Source organism: Oxynema aestuarii AP17, assembly GCF_012295525.1.
GTDB classification, from domain to species: Bacteria; Cyanobacteriota; Cyanobacteriia; order Cyanobacteriales; family Laspinemataceae; genus Oxynema; species Oxynema aestuarii.
On the sequence record NZ_CP051167.1, the window covers coordinates 2,101,105 to 2,115,102 of the forward strand.

At 51.9% G+C, this 13,998-nt stretch carries 15 protein-coding genes and 1 tRNA gene; 6 read left to right on the forward strand and 10 right to left on the reverse strand.

What is annotated here, in order from left to right; translation table 11 throughout:
• Positions 1-54 precede the first annotated feature (54 nt).
• The 3 genes from HCG48_RS08455 to HCG48_RS08465 form a co-directional block, all read right to left on the reverse strand.
• Complete coding sequence (locus tag HCG48_RS08455) at positions 55-2,064, reverse strand: nSTAND1 domain-containing NTPase (protein ID WP_168568761.1); 2,010 nt, start codon at positions 2,062-2,064, stop codon at positions 55-57.
• A 52-nt stretch (positions 2,065-2,116) separates the two neighbouring features.
• Entirely contained in the window at positions 2,117-2,899 is a 783-nt protein-coding gene (locus HCG48_RS08460) for a Uma2 family endonuclease (RefSeq protein ID WP_168568762.1), read from the reverse strand.
• 141 nt (positions 2,900-3,040) lie between these two features.
• Complete coding sequence (locus HCG48_RS08465) at positions 3,041-4,195, reverse strand: hypothetical protein (RefSeq protein WP_168568763.1); 1,155 nt, start codon at positions 4,193-4,195, stop codon at positions 3,041-3,043.
• Positions 4,196-4,397: 202 nt separating this feature from the next.
• Between HCG48_RS08465 and HCG48_RS08470 the strand changes: the two genes are divergently transcribed.
• Positions 4,398-4,470 (forward strand) — tRNA-Arg (locus HCG48_RS08470).
• 338 nt (positions 4,471-4,808) lie between these two features.
• Here the strand turns inward: HCG48_RS08470 and HCG48_RS08475 are convergent.
• The 4 genes from HCG48_RS08475 to HCG48_RS08490 all read right to left on the reverse strand — a co-directional run bounded on the left by HCG48_RS08475 (position 4,809) and on the right by HCG48_RS08490 (position 8,024).
• Positions 4,809-4,967, reverse strand: a complete 159-nt coding sequence (locus HCG48_RS08475; RefSeq protein WP_168568764.1) for a hypothetical protein — start codon at positions 4,965-4,967, stop codon at positions 4,809-4,811.
• A 369-nt stretch (positions 4,968-5,336) separates the two neighbouring features.
• Positions 5,337-6,950, reverse strand: a complete 1,614-nt coding sequence (locus HCG48_RS08480; protein ID WP_168568765.1) for a 2-isopropylmalate synthase — start codon at positions 6,948-6,950, stop codon at positions 5,337-5,339.
• 143 nt (positions 6,951-7,093) lie between these two features.
• Positions 7,094-7,612 carry a LabA-like NYN domain-containing protein gene (locus HCG48_RS08485; RefSeq protein ID WP_168568766.1) on the reverse strand — a complete coding sequence of 173 codons (519 nt, stop codon included), beginning with the start codon at positions 7,610-7,612 and terminating at the stop codon, positions 7,094-7,096.
• 139 nt (positions 7,613-7,751) lie between these two features.
• Entirely contained in the window at positions 7,752-8,024 is a 273-nt protein-coding gene (locus HCG48_RS08490; RefSeq protein ID WP_168568767.1) for a hypothetical protein, read from the reverse strand.
• Between the two features lie 161 nt (positions 8,025-8,185).
• Between HCG48_RS08490 and HCG48_RS26435 the strand changes: the two genes are divergently transcribed.
• Complete coding sequence (locus HCG48_RS26435) at positions 8,186-8,317, forward strand: hypothetical protein (protein ID WP_281362097.1); 132 nt, start codon at positions 8,186-8,188, stop codon at positions 8,315-8,317.
• Between the two features lie 136 nt (positions 8,318-8,453).
• Here HCG48_RS26435 and HCG48_RS08495 read toward each other — a convergent pair whose 3' ends face one another.
• Together HCG48_RS08495 and HCG48_RS08500 are read right to left on the reverse strand one after the other, a co-directional pair.
• Positions 8,454-9,101, reverse strand: coding sequence for a response regulator transcription factor (locus tag HCG48_RS08495; protein WP_168568768.1), 648 nt, complete (start codon positions 9,099-9,101; stop codon positions 8,454-8,456).
• Positions 9,102-9,405: 304 nt separating this feature from the next.
• Complete coding sequence (locus HCG48_RS08500; RefSeq protein WP_246259981.1) at positions 9,406-9,918, reverse strand: (2Fe-2S) ferredoxin domain-containing protein; 513 nt, start codon at positions 9,916-9,918, stop codon at positions 9,406-9,408.
• Here HCG48_RS08500 and HCG48_RS08505 point away from each other — a divergent pair.
• From HCG48_RS08505 to HCG48_RS08520, 4 genes are all read left to right on the forward strand, one after another.
• Entirely contained in the window at positions 9,917-10,063 is a 147-nt protein-coding gene (locus tag HCG48_RS08505) for a hypothetical protein (RefSeq protein WP_168568769.1), read from the forward strand. The two genes, HCG48_RS08500 and HCG48_RS08505, sit on opposite strands and share 2 nt — an antisense overlap.
• A 241-nt stretch (positions 10,064-10,304) precedes the next feature.
• Entirely contained in the window at positions 10,305-10,616 is a 312-nt protein-coding gene (gene groES, locus HCG48_RS08510) for a co-chaperone GroES (protein WP_168568770.1), read from the forward strand.
• A gap of 88 nt (positions 10,617-10,704) precedes the next feature.
• Complete coding sequence (gene groL / locus HCG48_RS08515) at positions 10,705-12,336, forward strand: chaperonin GroEL (RefSeq protein WP_168568771.1); 1,632 nt, start codon at positions 10,705-10,707, stop codon at positions 12,334-12,336.
• Between the two features lie 182 nt (positions 12,337-12,518).
• Positions 12,519-13,034 carry a hypothetical protein gene (locus HCG48_RS08520; RefSeq protein WP_168568772.1) on the forward strand — a complete coding sequence of 172 codons (516 nt, stop codon included), beginning with the start codon at positions 12,519-12,521 and terminating at the stop codon, positions 13,032-13,034.
• Here the strand turns inward: HCG48_RS08520 and HCG48_RS08525 are convergent.
• Complete coding sequence (locus HCG48_RS08525) at positions 13,021-13,956, reverse strand: SH3 domain-containing protein (protein ID WP_168568773.1); 936 nt, start codon at positions 13,954-13,956, stop codon at positions 13,021-13,023. The two genes, HCG48_RS08520 and HCG48_RS08525, sit on opposite strands and share 14 nt — an antisense overlap.
• Positions 13,957-13,998: the final 42 nt, after the last annotated feature.

The following is a 13,998-nucleotide window of genomic DNA, read 5'->3' on the forward strand; positions in this document are numbered from 1 at the left end:
GATATACACAAAACATCTCTAATGAAATCATAATGAGTAGAAACTCATTGATTCTCATTTCTCATGGTTTTTGAAAAAATCAGTAACCTTAGATACTATTCCTGGAATTCCCCTTCGGTCACGAGCTTCAATACTCAGTTGAATGAGTTCAATAGCAACCGAAGAAAGCTCCTCTGGATAGCGCTTAAGAAAGGCTTCAAATTCAGCTAAGCGAATACCTCGAAGTAAATCTTCGGGATTTCGCGGTTTTCCCCAGTCTTCCCACTCTTGGGCTGTCCATTGGATTTCGTCTCTTTGACGCTTGATTTCGGGGTTTTCGCCTAGCCACTGCTTTAAGGTCTCCCAGTTGCGAATCAGCGCTTCGTGGGCGACATCCACTACCTTGATTTTATCCCCGTTGTTCCCTCTGGCTTGCAGTTCGCCGGTGACGATTAAGCGGGCGTCTTCTAATTTCGCCAGTACGGTTTCTACTGTTTCTGGGGAGGGGGGTAAGTCGGTTAACCGGGTTTTGCGGACTTGTCTGCAGGTGGGTTTGTCCTCTTCTACCAGTTGGGTGAGTTCGAGGAAGATGCTCTTGGCGACGGTCTTTTCTTCTGGGTCGAGGGAGTTATAAATCTTATCCGCTTGCGTTTGTAGGGCTCCGAGTACGCCGCCCATGTCTTGGTAGGTTTTCACCTTCAAACCGCGATCTCTCCAATCCCACAGTTCGTACAGGAGGTATTGCAATAAGGGCAAGCTTCCCGGGGACTGCTGCACGTCTTTCACTATCTCGTTTTGCAGGTCTTCCGGGATGGTCCATCCTTCTTTCTCGGCGGGTTTAGCAATGGCTTCGCGTAACTCCGCCTCCTGCATTTGGCCAACAATTTTATTATTCGTTTCGATGAGTTGCGCCAGTTGGGGATATTCGGCACATTCCCCGACAAAATCCGCCCGCATGGTGATTACGACCCGTAGGGAGGGGGAGTATCCCCCCCGGCCCCCCTTGGAAAGGGGGGGGTCGGAGTCGATGTGGGGGGTGTGTCGGGTTTGAATTGCCCCTGGTGTAGGGGCGATTCGCGAATCGCCCCTACAATGGTTTAATGCCCCCAATAAACAATCCAAAAATTGTTGGCGTTTGGCGTGACTTTGACATTGAGTAAAAATTTGCTCGAATTGATCTATGACCAACACCACCGCCGGGGCTTCGGTTTCGGCAATCAGCCGTTGTAAGCCTTCGGCCCCTTGGGCGAGTTCGGCGTTAACCCGGTCGAAGGAATGGCGTTCGTCCACCAAGACGCGGGCTAAACTCTCTAGGGGGTCGTCTCCGGGTTTGAAGGGGTCGTAAATTTTCCAGGATTGGGTGTCGGGGAAGCGATCTCCTTTCTCCAATTCGGGAATTAATCCGGCCCTGACCACCGAGGATTTCCCACTGCCAGAAATCCCCAATACTGCCAAAAATGAATCGTCATGGATGCGATTGACTAAGGTTTTCGTCAGGTCTTGGCGACCGAAGAAATAGGGGGCGTCTTCTTTTTGAAAGGCGGCCAATCCTTTATAGGGATTTTTCCCCGTCACCACCGCTTTCTCGCGTTCCCGTAACGGTTCTTTGTCCGGGTCGATTAAGATAATCTCGCCGTCGCGGTTGATAGCTTTTGGGGTTTGCCCGCAAGGTTCTAACGCTTGGATGAGATAATGAGAGAGGGTGACGGTACTCACGACGCCCTCCTGCTGCAACCCTTGCAATAATGCCTCGGCGAATACGCTATGTTCGGCTGTGGTGGACTCATACGCCAATTCCGGCGCGCCACAAGCGGATATCAAACAGCGCGTCACTCGTTCCGATTGTCCCGGGTCTGCTTCTTGATAATTGAAGAGTTCCCCGGAATGGCAGCAGTCGAGGATCGCGATTTGCTGTTTGACGGGACTGTGTTCTAAAACTTGCCGCAAGTATGGCAGGGATACCCCCCATTTCTCGGTGCTGTTATTCTTGGGGTTGGCGCGACTGGTGGCTAGAAATCCTTGGGTGAAGCGACCTTTCCTCTGTCGCACGGCAACTCGCTTTTCTCTCGCTTGTGTGGCAGTCATAGCCCGTCCTCTAACCCAATTTTCTAGTATTGTGGTGGCAATTGGCAGCGATTTAGCCGATCGCATCCCAATCAATTCCCAAACTCGCTAATTGTTCGGGAGAGAGCGATCGCACTTTCTCCTCTAACTGTTGGCGCTTTTGGCGTTCCTTTTGTGCTTCTTCCTGACCGATAAGTAATAGATTGCCCTCCAAATCCCACCAGCGCAACCATTGTTGGGTTTGATTTTGATAGGTTCCTTCCCAAATTCCCAACTCTACTTGCATCGGGGGAATTGGATAATGTCCGCGATCGTTGGGGGTCATCGGCTGATAGAATCCATCGACGTGATGATAGACTTCTAAACTGTTATCTTGAATTGAAAAAATTCCATAATAAGGTGCGCGAATAATCTGCTCGTAAACCCAAAATTTACCCGGTTTGCTTACATCCCCTCGATCGCTCCGATATAATGGCGTTCGATCGCGTTCCTCACTACCATCTCCCGAGGCAAATTCCAACACGATAGTCGGCGCAATATGTTCTCGCCAAATCACATAAGAACGGCGATATTGCCCCTGCAATTTCGGTGGTACATTTGCCACGTAAAACCAATCGGGAGCCTCTGCACCTTTTTCCGGCGGGTCGGTTTCGCGCCAATAAATCCCACAATCTTGACCGATACAATAATAGCCGTCTGGATGTAGCCGTTGCAGGGTAGAGGTCAGGGAGTCAGTAAGTAGGAGACTTTGCGGATGTTCTTGAAAATTTTTCACAAACGTACCGTCAGATTCGGGTAATTGGGTATGGTCTGGGAAAAATGGCGGTAAATCGCTTTTCTTTACTGTCTCAGTCATGATTTTTTTCAAAAAATTAAGATTTCTATTCCTGTTTGCTTACTTTTTTATTCTAGTCTACCAACTTTACAGTACCTCGTTCTTTTTTGTCCCTATTTCCTAGATCGCATCAATTCCAGAGGTAGAATTTACCCCGGATGTTTAGGGTTTGGGCGATCGCCCCTGCAAAACTGCGATCGCCCGATTCAACCCATGCAAACTCAACCCAAACATCGGCACAAACCGCGCAATTTCCCCTGCGGTATTCTGCTGCCAATCTTCACTTGGCATTGGATTTAACCAAGCAAAATATCGCACAGATCGCTGCAACTGTTCGATAAACTCTTGGGTTGCTTTCACCCGTTGTTCATCGTAATTTCCCCGTGCAGCCCCCGCATCGCTGATAATTAAAACTACCGCCCGTTCCCCAATGTTTTGCCAAACTTCCTCAATCAGTTGTGCCTGAAATCGTCCCGGATGTCGATACAAATAGCGATCGGGATAATCGTGAAAGTAGTAAACCCGCGTCTGTCGCAGTCGTCCCCCGCGTTGCGCCGTTTCCACCAATTGCCGGGATAACCCGTGAAACGGCACCATCGACCCTTCCACATCCACCAACATCACTAAATCCGTGCGATTCACCCGACGGGGAACCAGTACGGGTTCCAGCAAAATCCCCTCCCGCCCGATTTTCTCTACCGTCGCCTCCACATCCAACTCGGTGGGCGCTCCTTCCCGCAGGGGACGCCGCAGATAGCGCCAACACTGCTTCATTTCCCGGCGCGTCACCGGGAAATATTCCCTCTGCAAGGCATAACGCGGGCGTGGAAGTTCTATCTGTGGCGCAGAATCGCGAATTGCCTGCACGGTTTGCACGGGTTCCTCGACCACTGTAAAGGTATTCTGGGGTTCCGGCGTCGGCGTTATCTCAGGTGTAGCTTCAGGTTTTGGCGTTGGGGGAGGTGAATCCACTGGCGGCGCTTCGGGAGTCGGAGTTTCCGGCGTCGGTTGTGTCTCGGTTTCGGCGATCGGCGTTGGAGTGGATTCGGGTTTTTTCTGCGGAGGGCGTAGCTCGATTTGTCGCCACATTTTTGCAAGTTCTCGGCGCACCGTGTTTTGTTCCGCCTCGGATGTCGCCCATACCAGACAGCACAGTTGTTCTAATTCTTGGCAATTTTCCAATCCAAACCCACCGCGCAATGCCTGCAAAATGGTTAAATACTCGTCAATTCCTAACGGCAAGCGGTGAGTTTCGCGCAAGGTTTTAAAAATATCGAAGAGGGAGGGGACGCAGGGTGCAACAAACGAGTAGGGCACTGCCGGAGAGAAACTGGATCGGGGTCGAGCTTACTTTCGGGGATGACATCTGGGAAATGAAACATGGAATCATTCTATTATAAAACCATGAAATGCTTACCAGATAAAGGATTCAGCCTTTGCAACTGTCCTGCAAATTAACAAACCATATTTTTACCCCTAGCTATTGAGTGAAAAATGTGGTATGAATAGAGAAATGTAAGGGCATGTAGCTCAGTGGATAGAGCATCAGATTCCGGTTCTGAGGGTCGGGGGTTCAAATCCCTCCATGCTCGTCGCTCCTTAATCTCAGTCAAGTTCGCAGGTGCTTTCGCTCAAACCATTGAAGCGGGTAGGTGCTCTCGGTCTCTTTTCTGCTGAATATCCCTTTTCTGTCAGTCTAGGAAAACCCTTGTCTTGACTGAATTCTAGAACGCTTACGGGGTCGGCGATCGCGACGGTTTTTCCAAAAAAAGCCACTTAAAAATATAGTTGGAGTAAAAAAAGCAACCTCTTTACAGTTGTTCTGGCGGGTTTTGGGATTGGAACCGTGCAACATGATTTTCTGTTGTCCTTCGCGAGTATATTCGTGAGGTTCTAATGGTTGTCCGCATTGAGGACAAGGATGCTCGCTTCACTTCGTCGAATCCGGTTTTTGCTGGGAATAAGGGAGTTCGTATTGCAGGGTAGCAAGATTTAGAAACATCACCGTTCCGCATCCTCCCTCACGATCGCTACAACTGAGAAAATGCTCGGCTTTAAGTTTGGGCGATCGCCAAAAAACCTTAGTCATAAATCGTTTGCACTGCGGACAAACTACCTCAGTCGCTTCAGTTTTGACCGCAGAACGACGACTGGACTTTTGTTCGGAAACGCGGATCGGAACGAATTGTTTAATCTCCTGTTTTGCCTTGATTAAAGCAGGATAAAAACAATCTCGATTCCATCCGGTTAAATAAGGTTCCGAGTTTAATTTTCCATCGGCGATCGCGTCACTCTCACCAGCCTCGATCTCACGATATCTATAAAGCGACTTCACCGTGACCTGGACGAATTCGAGTCAGTCCGAAGGGGCTACAGGGCCGATCGCCGTCCCTCCCATCAAAAAAGGCACGATCGCCGCGATCGCGCCTTTTTTTTCAGTTGTAGCTTTCGCTCAAAACTAGGAACCAGCTACAGAAGCGATCGCCTCTCCTTGTTCCTGACCTTGAGTTTCTAACCACGCATAAAGGCGGTTCATAGCATTGACGTAAGCGTGAGCCGAAGCCACGATAATATCCGTATTCGCCGCGTGACCGGAGAAAATGCGATCGCCGTACTTCAAGCGGATCGTCACTTCGCCGAGGGCGTCGATCCCCGCCGTCACCGACTGCACCGAAAACTCGATCAACTGGTTGGGAACGTTGACCACCCGATTGATCGCCTTATACACCGCATCCACCGGACCCGTTCCGATCGCCGCGTCGGTGAGTTCTTCTCCACTCGGCGTCCGCAAGGTCACCGTCGCCGTGGGTCGGGAGCGATCGCCGCAAGACACTTGTACTAACTCCAACCGGAACAATTCCGGGGGTTGCTGAATTTCGTTATTGACGATCGATTCGAGATCCCAATCCGTGATCTCCCGTTTCTTATCCGCGATCGCCTTAAACTTGAGAAATGCCTTATTGAGTTCGTTCTCGCCGAGGTCGAAACCCAACTCTTTGAGGCGACTGGCGAACGCATGACGCCCGGACAACTTGCCCAACACGATCTGATTGTCCGTCAACCCGATCGTTTGTGCCTCCATAATTTCGTAAGTGAGCTTGTTTTTCAACACCCCATCTTGGTGAATCCCGGACTCGTGGGCGAACGCATTGGCGCCGACGATCGCCTTATTCGGCTGCACCAACATCCCGGTCAAGTTCGAGACCAAGCGCGACGTTTTATAGATCTGGCGCGTGTCGATCTGAGTCAACGGTTCTTCCGACTCCGCCGGACGACCGAGGAACGGATTAAAATACTGGCGCCGGACGTGCAACGCCATCACCAATTCTTCGAGGGCCGCATTGCCCGCCCGTTCGCCGATGCCATTGATCGTGCATTCGAGTTGGCGCGCCCCATTTTTCACCGCTTCGAGGAAGTTGGCGACTGCCAAGCCGAGGTCGTTGTGACCGTGGACGGAGATAATGGCGCGATCGATATTGGGGACATTTTCTTTAATCCCGCGAATCAAGGCGCCGAATTCGTGGGGAGTTGTATAACCGACTGTATCGGGAATGTTGATCGTCGTCGCCCCGGCGGCGATCGCCCGTTCGAGAACCTGATAGAGAAACTCCGGATCGGACCGACCCGCATCTTCCGGGGAAAATTCGATATCATCCACGAGAGATTTGGCGTGGGCGACCATTTCCTCGGCGATCGCGATGACCTCCGACCGCGTTTTTTTGAGTTTGTACTCTAAATGAATGTCCGAAGTGGCGATAAAGGTATGAATGCGCTTGTTAACCGCAGGTTTGAGGGCTTCGGCTGCCGTTTCGATATCCTTGCGCGTCGCCCGGGCCAAACCGCAAATCGTCGGACCGCCTTCGACCCCCACTATTTCGGCAATTTTCTGCACTGCTTCAAAGTCCCCGGGACTGGCATAAGGAAATCCCGCTTCGATGATATCGACATTGAGGCGGGCGAGTTGACGGGCGATCGTCAATTTTTCATCGAGGTTCAAACTCGCCCCGGGAGACTGTTCGCCGTCGCGGAGGGTGGTGTCGAAAATAATAATGCGATCTTGGGATGGACTCATGTAGGTTTTACTCCTGTCTGCTACGGACTTGGGTTCGATCTTCTATCAGTTTGAATGGCAAATGACTAATTGCTAGTTTAACGAATCGTTTAGGGGTTCGTGGCTGGGAAGCGATCGCCCCCGGTAGGGGTGAAGAATCGCGTTTAGTAATCGAGTTTTTCGATCCGATCGCGGATGTCGTTGAGGTCGATATAGCGATCGGTGGCGTTGCGAAGTTCTCGGGCGATCATGCCTTCGGTAGAGACGACGGTAATATGAGTATTTTTAGAGCGTAACAGTTCGATCGCCCGCTCGAAATCTCCATCGCCGCTAAACAGAACGACGCGATCGTATTGATCGACGGTGTTAAACATATCGACGACAATTTCAATATCTAAGTTAGCTTTTTGAGAATACCGACCGGATACGTCGTCGTAATATTCTTTCAGAATTTTGGTGCGAACAGTGTAACCCAGGCTGATCAGTGCGTCTCGAAATCCCCGTTGATCTTGCGGATCTTTCAATCCGGTGTACCAAAATGCATTAATCAACATCACGCCAGGTTCTTTCGTAAAAAATTCGAGAACTCGTCGCGGATCGAAAAACCACCCATTTTTTTGTTGGGCGTAGAACATATTGTTTCCGTCTACAAAAATAGACAGACGGTTCATGGAACACGTCATAGAAGTTAATACCTAAAATTAGTAGAATAAATTTATTTTTGGACAGTCAATAATTTTACCCAAAACTGCCCAGCTCTATGGGGTAAAACTGACATTCATCTTAGAAAAGCTGCAAAGCTCGAAAAGTAGAATCACTTTTTTAAAAGATGGACGTATTCTCTTTTTCGAGGTCGGCAAAAATCAATCCGAGCCGCTCGAACCCCGGCAGGCTTTCCCCCGATCGCGATCGTCCCCCGAACCCACTGCAACCTGCTCGTTGTAGTTGTGTTTTCACGGAAAACATCCCCCAATTCCCCCGAACCATCGGGGCGACCGTCCAATTTAATTGTTTCTTGTTGACCGGATGGAAGAAGTTTTTAAACTCTAAAAATAAACAATTTATCGGGATAGTTTTCAATTTTAAGAAAGTCATTCTACTAAGAGTAAATGATGAAATAATGAGTAGGAATTGTCTATAGTCAATTAACCCAATTGCGGGGTAGAGGTTCGCCCGGGATAGTCCTAGCGGTCACCTTCCCCAGGAAAGGAGCATAAACTCCCTTCCCTATCAACTTTACCGCTAAATCTGGGGTTGTGGCTGGATCGATCGCTGCTCGCGAATCCCGAGCGATCGTCCGCCCGTCGTCCGGTTCGCTGACGGGTCGCTCGCCCCCTTCATCCCGTCCGGCTCCCCAGGGACGCTCTCAAGGGCAATCCGAACCCTGAGATCGCCAAGGGCGATCGAACGGCATCTTTGCGCCCCCCCAACAGCACTGAATTGACTCCCCCAGAACCCTCGTGCCTCACTGCCGATTTGGACTGCAAACGATTGTCCGGCTCCGAGATCGGCGTCCCCCAACACTCACGCCATGTTCGTTTCGATCGCCCAGCGCGCCAACTCCGTACGGTTGTGCAAACCCGTTTTCGCCAGCATGTTCGAGACGTGGCTTTCGACGGTGCGCTGGCTGACATTCATTTCACTGGCAATTTCTCGGTTAGCCATTCCCTGAGAAACGAGGCGAACCACCTTCAGTTCCGTCGGTGTCAGTTCGACATCTAACGGCACTTGCATTTTCGGTCCCCCATCGGGAATCTTCGTTTTGTGGCTCAGAACCCGTCCGGTTTGCTTGAGGGAAGACTCGACCTGAGCGACGAGTTCTTCGGGTTCGAAGGGTTTGACCATATAGACATCGGCTCCCTTGGTCAACCCTTTAATGCGATCTTCGCTTTGTCCTTTCGCCGAAAGAAACAAAATGGGGATCCAGTCGAAACGCGGATCTTTTCTAACGTGTTGTACGAACGAGTACCCGTCCATTTCCGGCATCATCACGTCACAGATAATCATGTCGGGAATTTCCCGTTCGAGAATTTCGAGGGCTTCTCGACCGTTTTCTGCCGTAACGACCATATAACCCCGAAATTCTAAATAATCTTTGACGAGCAAGATTAAATTCGGGTCGTCATCGATCAGCAGCAGCCGCTTTTGAGTTCCTACCGTGGTTTCAGTCATATTTAATTACTCAGTGCATTTGAATAAATCCAGAGTCTAGGAGATCGGTGTTCCTTCCGACCGATTCGCCGATACCAGTTATCCGACTTTAGCAAGTTCCTCGTGGAAATATTGGCAATGGCAGGGGTCGATTCTTGGGTTGGCCAGCTCGTTTGTGGCTTAATCAATTGCTAAGAGATAAAGCACGAGAAAACAACTTATTATAAATCACTATGGTACTATAGCGTTTCAATTGAAAAAGTCCGAGTTCAAAAGGTGCAAAACCACTCAGTCCAATCGAGTCAGCCCAGGGGCTAAAGAGGGTTCAAGCGGGGGACTCGGTGGCACTCTCTTCCCCGTCCGCGTCGGGTTGCGTTTGCCCTGGGACGTTCGGCTGCGGGGCGTCGTCATTGGGCGCGGGGGAGCGGTCTAAGGTTAACGGTCGTTCTAAAAAGGCATATTCTCGGACTACGCGATCGCCGATTAAGTGTTCCTGGATGATGCGTTCGATGACCTCTGGGGTGGCGGAATGATACCAGACCCCATCGGGGTAAACCACGAGAATCGGTCCGTTGCAACAGACCCGGAGACAGTTGGCTTTTGTCCGAAAGATGCAGGAGGGGCGCGTGGCAATGGCGCGATCGAGTTGTAGTTCTTTCAGGCGTCGTTTGAGATAGTCCCACGCTTCGAGGCTGACGGCGCGATCGCAGCATTTGGGAACGGTTTGATCGGCGCAGATCAAAACGTGGCGTTCGATGCGATCGAGTCCCAAGCTTTCGACACATTGGCTTAACGTCGTGCACTCGTTCGTCCCGGTCGAAGTCGATGGCTGGTTCATGAGTTACCTCCTCAAATCAAGGGCGCGATCGCCCGATGGCTGCGGCGATCTTGAAGACGATCGCCCAACTTTATTTTCCCTCAAGCCGTCCCCTCCTGCGATCGGTGGCGATCGCGCCCCCAGTCCGGAGCACTCAAGCCCCTAAAGCAGGGGCGATCGCGCCAGATCCCCATCCCCACCCCAGCGAGTTCGGGAACCCGTACAGTTCTATCTGTTGCCTTTGAGAGATCTCGTCCGCTAAATTAGCACTCAGGAGTTGAGAGTGCTAATTCGAGATCGCCACAAGCGAACGAGCGGCGATCGGGCCGCTTGAAAAGAATGCGAGCCGATTGTCGATAGTCACCCAACCCTCGAAGCGAACTGTATCGAATTAAGGAGGATTAAGCATGGCTGCTGTATCTTTAAGCGTTTCTACCGTCAAGCCTTTAGGCGATCGCGTTTTTGTTAAAGTAAGCGCCTCGGAAGAAAAAACGGCTGGAGGCATCCTGCTCCCCGACACCGCCAAAGAAAAGCCCCAAGTCGGCGAAATCGTCGCCGTCGGTCCGGGCAAACGCAACGACGATGGCTCCCGTCAAGACCTCGAAGTCAAAATCGGAGATAAAGTCCTCTACTCCAAGTACGCTGGCACCGACATCAAATTAGGTAACGAAGAATACGTCCTGCTCGCCGAGAAAGACATCTTAGCCATTGTCGGCTAAGGGCGAGTCTCCTCAAACCCATTTCTCGTTTTCTTCAATACACGGTTTTTCTAGATCGTAGTCCTGTTACTCACTGGAATTTCAACCTATGGCTAAGCGTATCATCTACAACGAAAATGCCCGCCGCGCCCTCGAAAAGGGCATGGATATTTTAGCGGAATCCGTCGCGGTCACCCTCGGCCCCAAAGGTCGCAACGTCGTTCTCGAAAAGAAATTCGGCGCTCCGCAAATCGTCAATGACGGCGTGACCATCGCCAAAGAAATCGAACTCGAAGATCACGTCGAAAACACGGGCGTTTCCCTGATCCGTCAAGCCGCCTCCAAAACCAACGACGCCGCCGGAGACGGGACCACCACCGCCACCGTCCTCGCCCACGCGATGGTGAAAGAAGGGCTGCGCAACGTCGCCGCCGGAGCCAACGCGATCACCCTCAAGCGTGGCATCGACAAAGCGACCGCGTTCTTGGTCAGCAAGATCGAAGAGCACGCCCGCTCCGTCGAAGATTCTAAAGCGATCGCCCAAGTCGGTACGATCTCTGCCGGAAACGACGAAGAAGTCGGCCAGATGATCGCCGAAGCAATGGATAAAGTCGGTAAAGAAGGCGTCATCTCCCTCGAAGAAGGGAAATCGATGACCACCGAACTCGAAATTACCGAAGGGATGCGCTTCGACAAAGGCTACATCTCCCCCTACTTCGCTACGGATATGGAGCGGATGGAAGCCGTTCTCGAAGAACCCTTCTTGTTAATCACCGACAAGAAAATTAATCTGGTTCAAGACTTAGTTCCCGTCCTCGAACAAGTCGCCCGCGCGGGCAAACCCTTGCTGATTCTCGCCGAAGATATCGAGAAAGAAGCTCTCGCAACCCTGGTGGTCAACCGCCTGCGTGGCGTCCTCAACGTCGCCGCCGTCAAGGCTCCCGGTTTCGGCGATCGCCGCAAAGCCATGCTCGAAGATATCGCCGTCCTCACCGGCGGTCAACTGATCACCGAAGATGCGGGCTTGAAACTGGAAAACACCAAGCTCGACATGCTCGGTAAAGCTCGCCGCGTCACGATCACCAAAGACAGCACCACCCTCGTCGCCGAAGGGAACGAGCAAGCCGTCAAAGCCCGTTGCGAACAAATCCGCCGTCAAATGGAAGAAAGCGATTCTTCCTACGACAAGGAAAAACTGCAAGAGCGCTTGGCGAAATTGGCGGGTGGCGTTGCCGTGATCAAAGTCGGCGCCGCGACCGAAACTGAAATGAAAGACCGCAAACTGCGTCTGGAAGATGCGATCAACGCCACCAAAGCGGCGGTTGAAGAAGGCATCGTCCCCGGTGGCGGTACCACCCTCGCTCACCTGATTCCGACCCTGGAAGAATGGGCCAGCAGCAACCTGACGGGTGAAGCCCTCATCGGCGCTAACATCGTCGCCCGTGCCCTGGCGGCTCCCCTGAAGCGGATTGCCGAAAACGCCGGACAAAATGGCGCCGTGATCGCCGAGCGCGTCAAAGAGAAAGATTTCAACGTCGGTTACAACGCCGCGACCAACGAATTTGTCGATATGTTTGAAGCCGGAATCGTGGATCCCGCCAAGGTGACCCGCTCCGCGCTGCAAAACGCCGCTTCGATCGCCGGAATGGTTCTCACCACCGAGTGCATCGTCGTCGAAAAACCGGAACCGAAGGAAAATGCTCCTGCAGGTGCCGGAATGGGCGGTGACTTCGACTACTAAGGTCTAAATAGATAATGTCGGACTATTGATAAAGTCTGACAAGATATAACAGAAAGGGCAGGCGATCGTCTGCCCTTTTTCTTGATTTTTTATGCATTTTATAGCAGTTCTATTGGGGACACGGCAATGGCGGGTTTTTACAACCCATGAATTTTATAACTGATTGAGGATGGCTATATATTATGCAAGGATTAAAAAATTTTGTCATTGAATTCCACGACCCGCAAACGAATTATGCAGATCCACCAAAAGATCCATCGAACGAACTTTCTCATTTTGAATGGGGATTGAGAAAGTTTTGTTTTGAGAAAAATCAAGTCATTTCGATCGCCCTAGGAGATCGCGAGTTGTGGTTCTCCCTCGATCCCGATATTTGCATGTTGCTTGAAGATGGATTTCCCAAGAAAATTGCCAGTCTCAAACAAGGCGATCGTGTAGAGTTGGATTTTCCAGAAAGCTGGGTGACGATCGCCCTGATACCCGAGGGCGATCGCCTAACCTGTACAGTCTACGAAGACGCTCTCTCTCAAACCCAGGGAGAACGATTCGAGCTCGATCGAGATCGCACCGTTCAAACCTTAACCGACTTTCTCGATCGCCTCCTCGCGATCGCCGTCCGAGAAGGATATATTTCCGAACGGGAAAAACAAGACTTTACGATCGCCGACGACGGACAGCGATCGCCTACGGACACATAATCAAATTATCCGCCGACACGAAACCGGGATAGGGCGCCAAAATCTCAACCCAATTGCGCGAATTCCCATTCGGATCGGGAATTAACCGATAATTCTCCACCAAAGTCATCCGTCCTCCCGGTTCGACCCCCCCGACATATTCGGAAAACTCCGAAGGACGGGCGCGAATAGCCAGACCTTGCGGCGCCACCCGAGGTTCGACTTGGCGACAAAGCGGACCGCGAGGGATCCTACTCCCTTGGGGTCGCGCCACAGGGGGCGTTTGTCCGGTGGCGGGGGGGCTACCGCTACACAGGATCAAGTTTTCTGTGGAAATAAACCCTTCAACAGGAGAGGTAATTTCCACCCACGATCGCGACTCCCCGTTTTTATCCGCGATGGCGGGACTGTTCGCCCGCAGTAACACCAACCCATTGGGCGGTAAATTCCCTCGGGGAGTCGAAAACCGGGACGCATCGGAGTAAACTGCAATCCCTTGCGGGGCCACTTCGCCGTTGACTTTGCGGCACAGAGGCGAGGTGGACAGTTGCGGCGGGGTTGCCGTCCCTTCCCCGGGGGTACACGGGCCTAAATTGCCCTCCCCATTCACTTCTCCGTTAGAAACATACCCCGGATAGGGGGCGACGATTTCTAACCATACCCGATTGTCCGGTCCGGGAATACCGCGATAGCCTTCGACGAGATAGACGGCGCTGTTATACTCGACGCTACCGATGCGCGGGGAGTTCGGATCCGGGCGTTGGCGGACGATCAGCCCTTCGCGGACGCTGACCCGACGACACAAGCTCGTTTCCGCTTGGGCGATCGCCGATCGTCCGGGGGTTCGAGAGGCGATCGTCGCCCTCACGGGTACGACCCCGAGAACGATCGCCCCGAGGGTCACTAAAGTTGTACTGTAGCGCCAGGGCTTCTTGGTAAACATCGGTTCGACTCCTTTCGACTCCTCGCGATCCGCGTGCGGTCT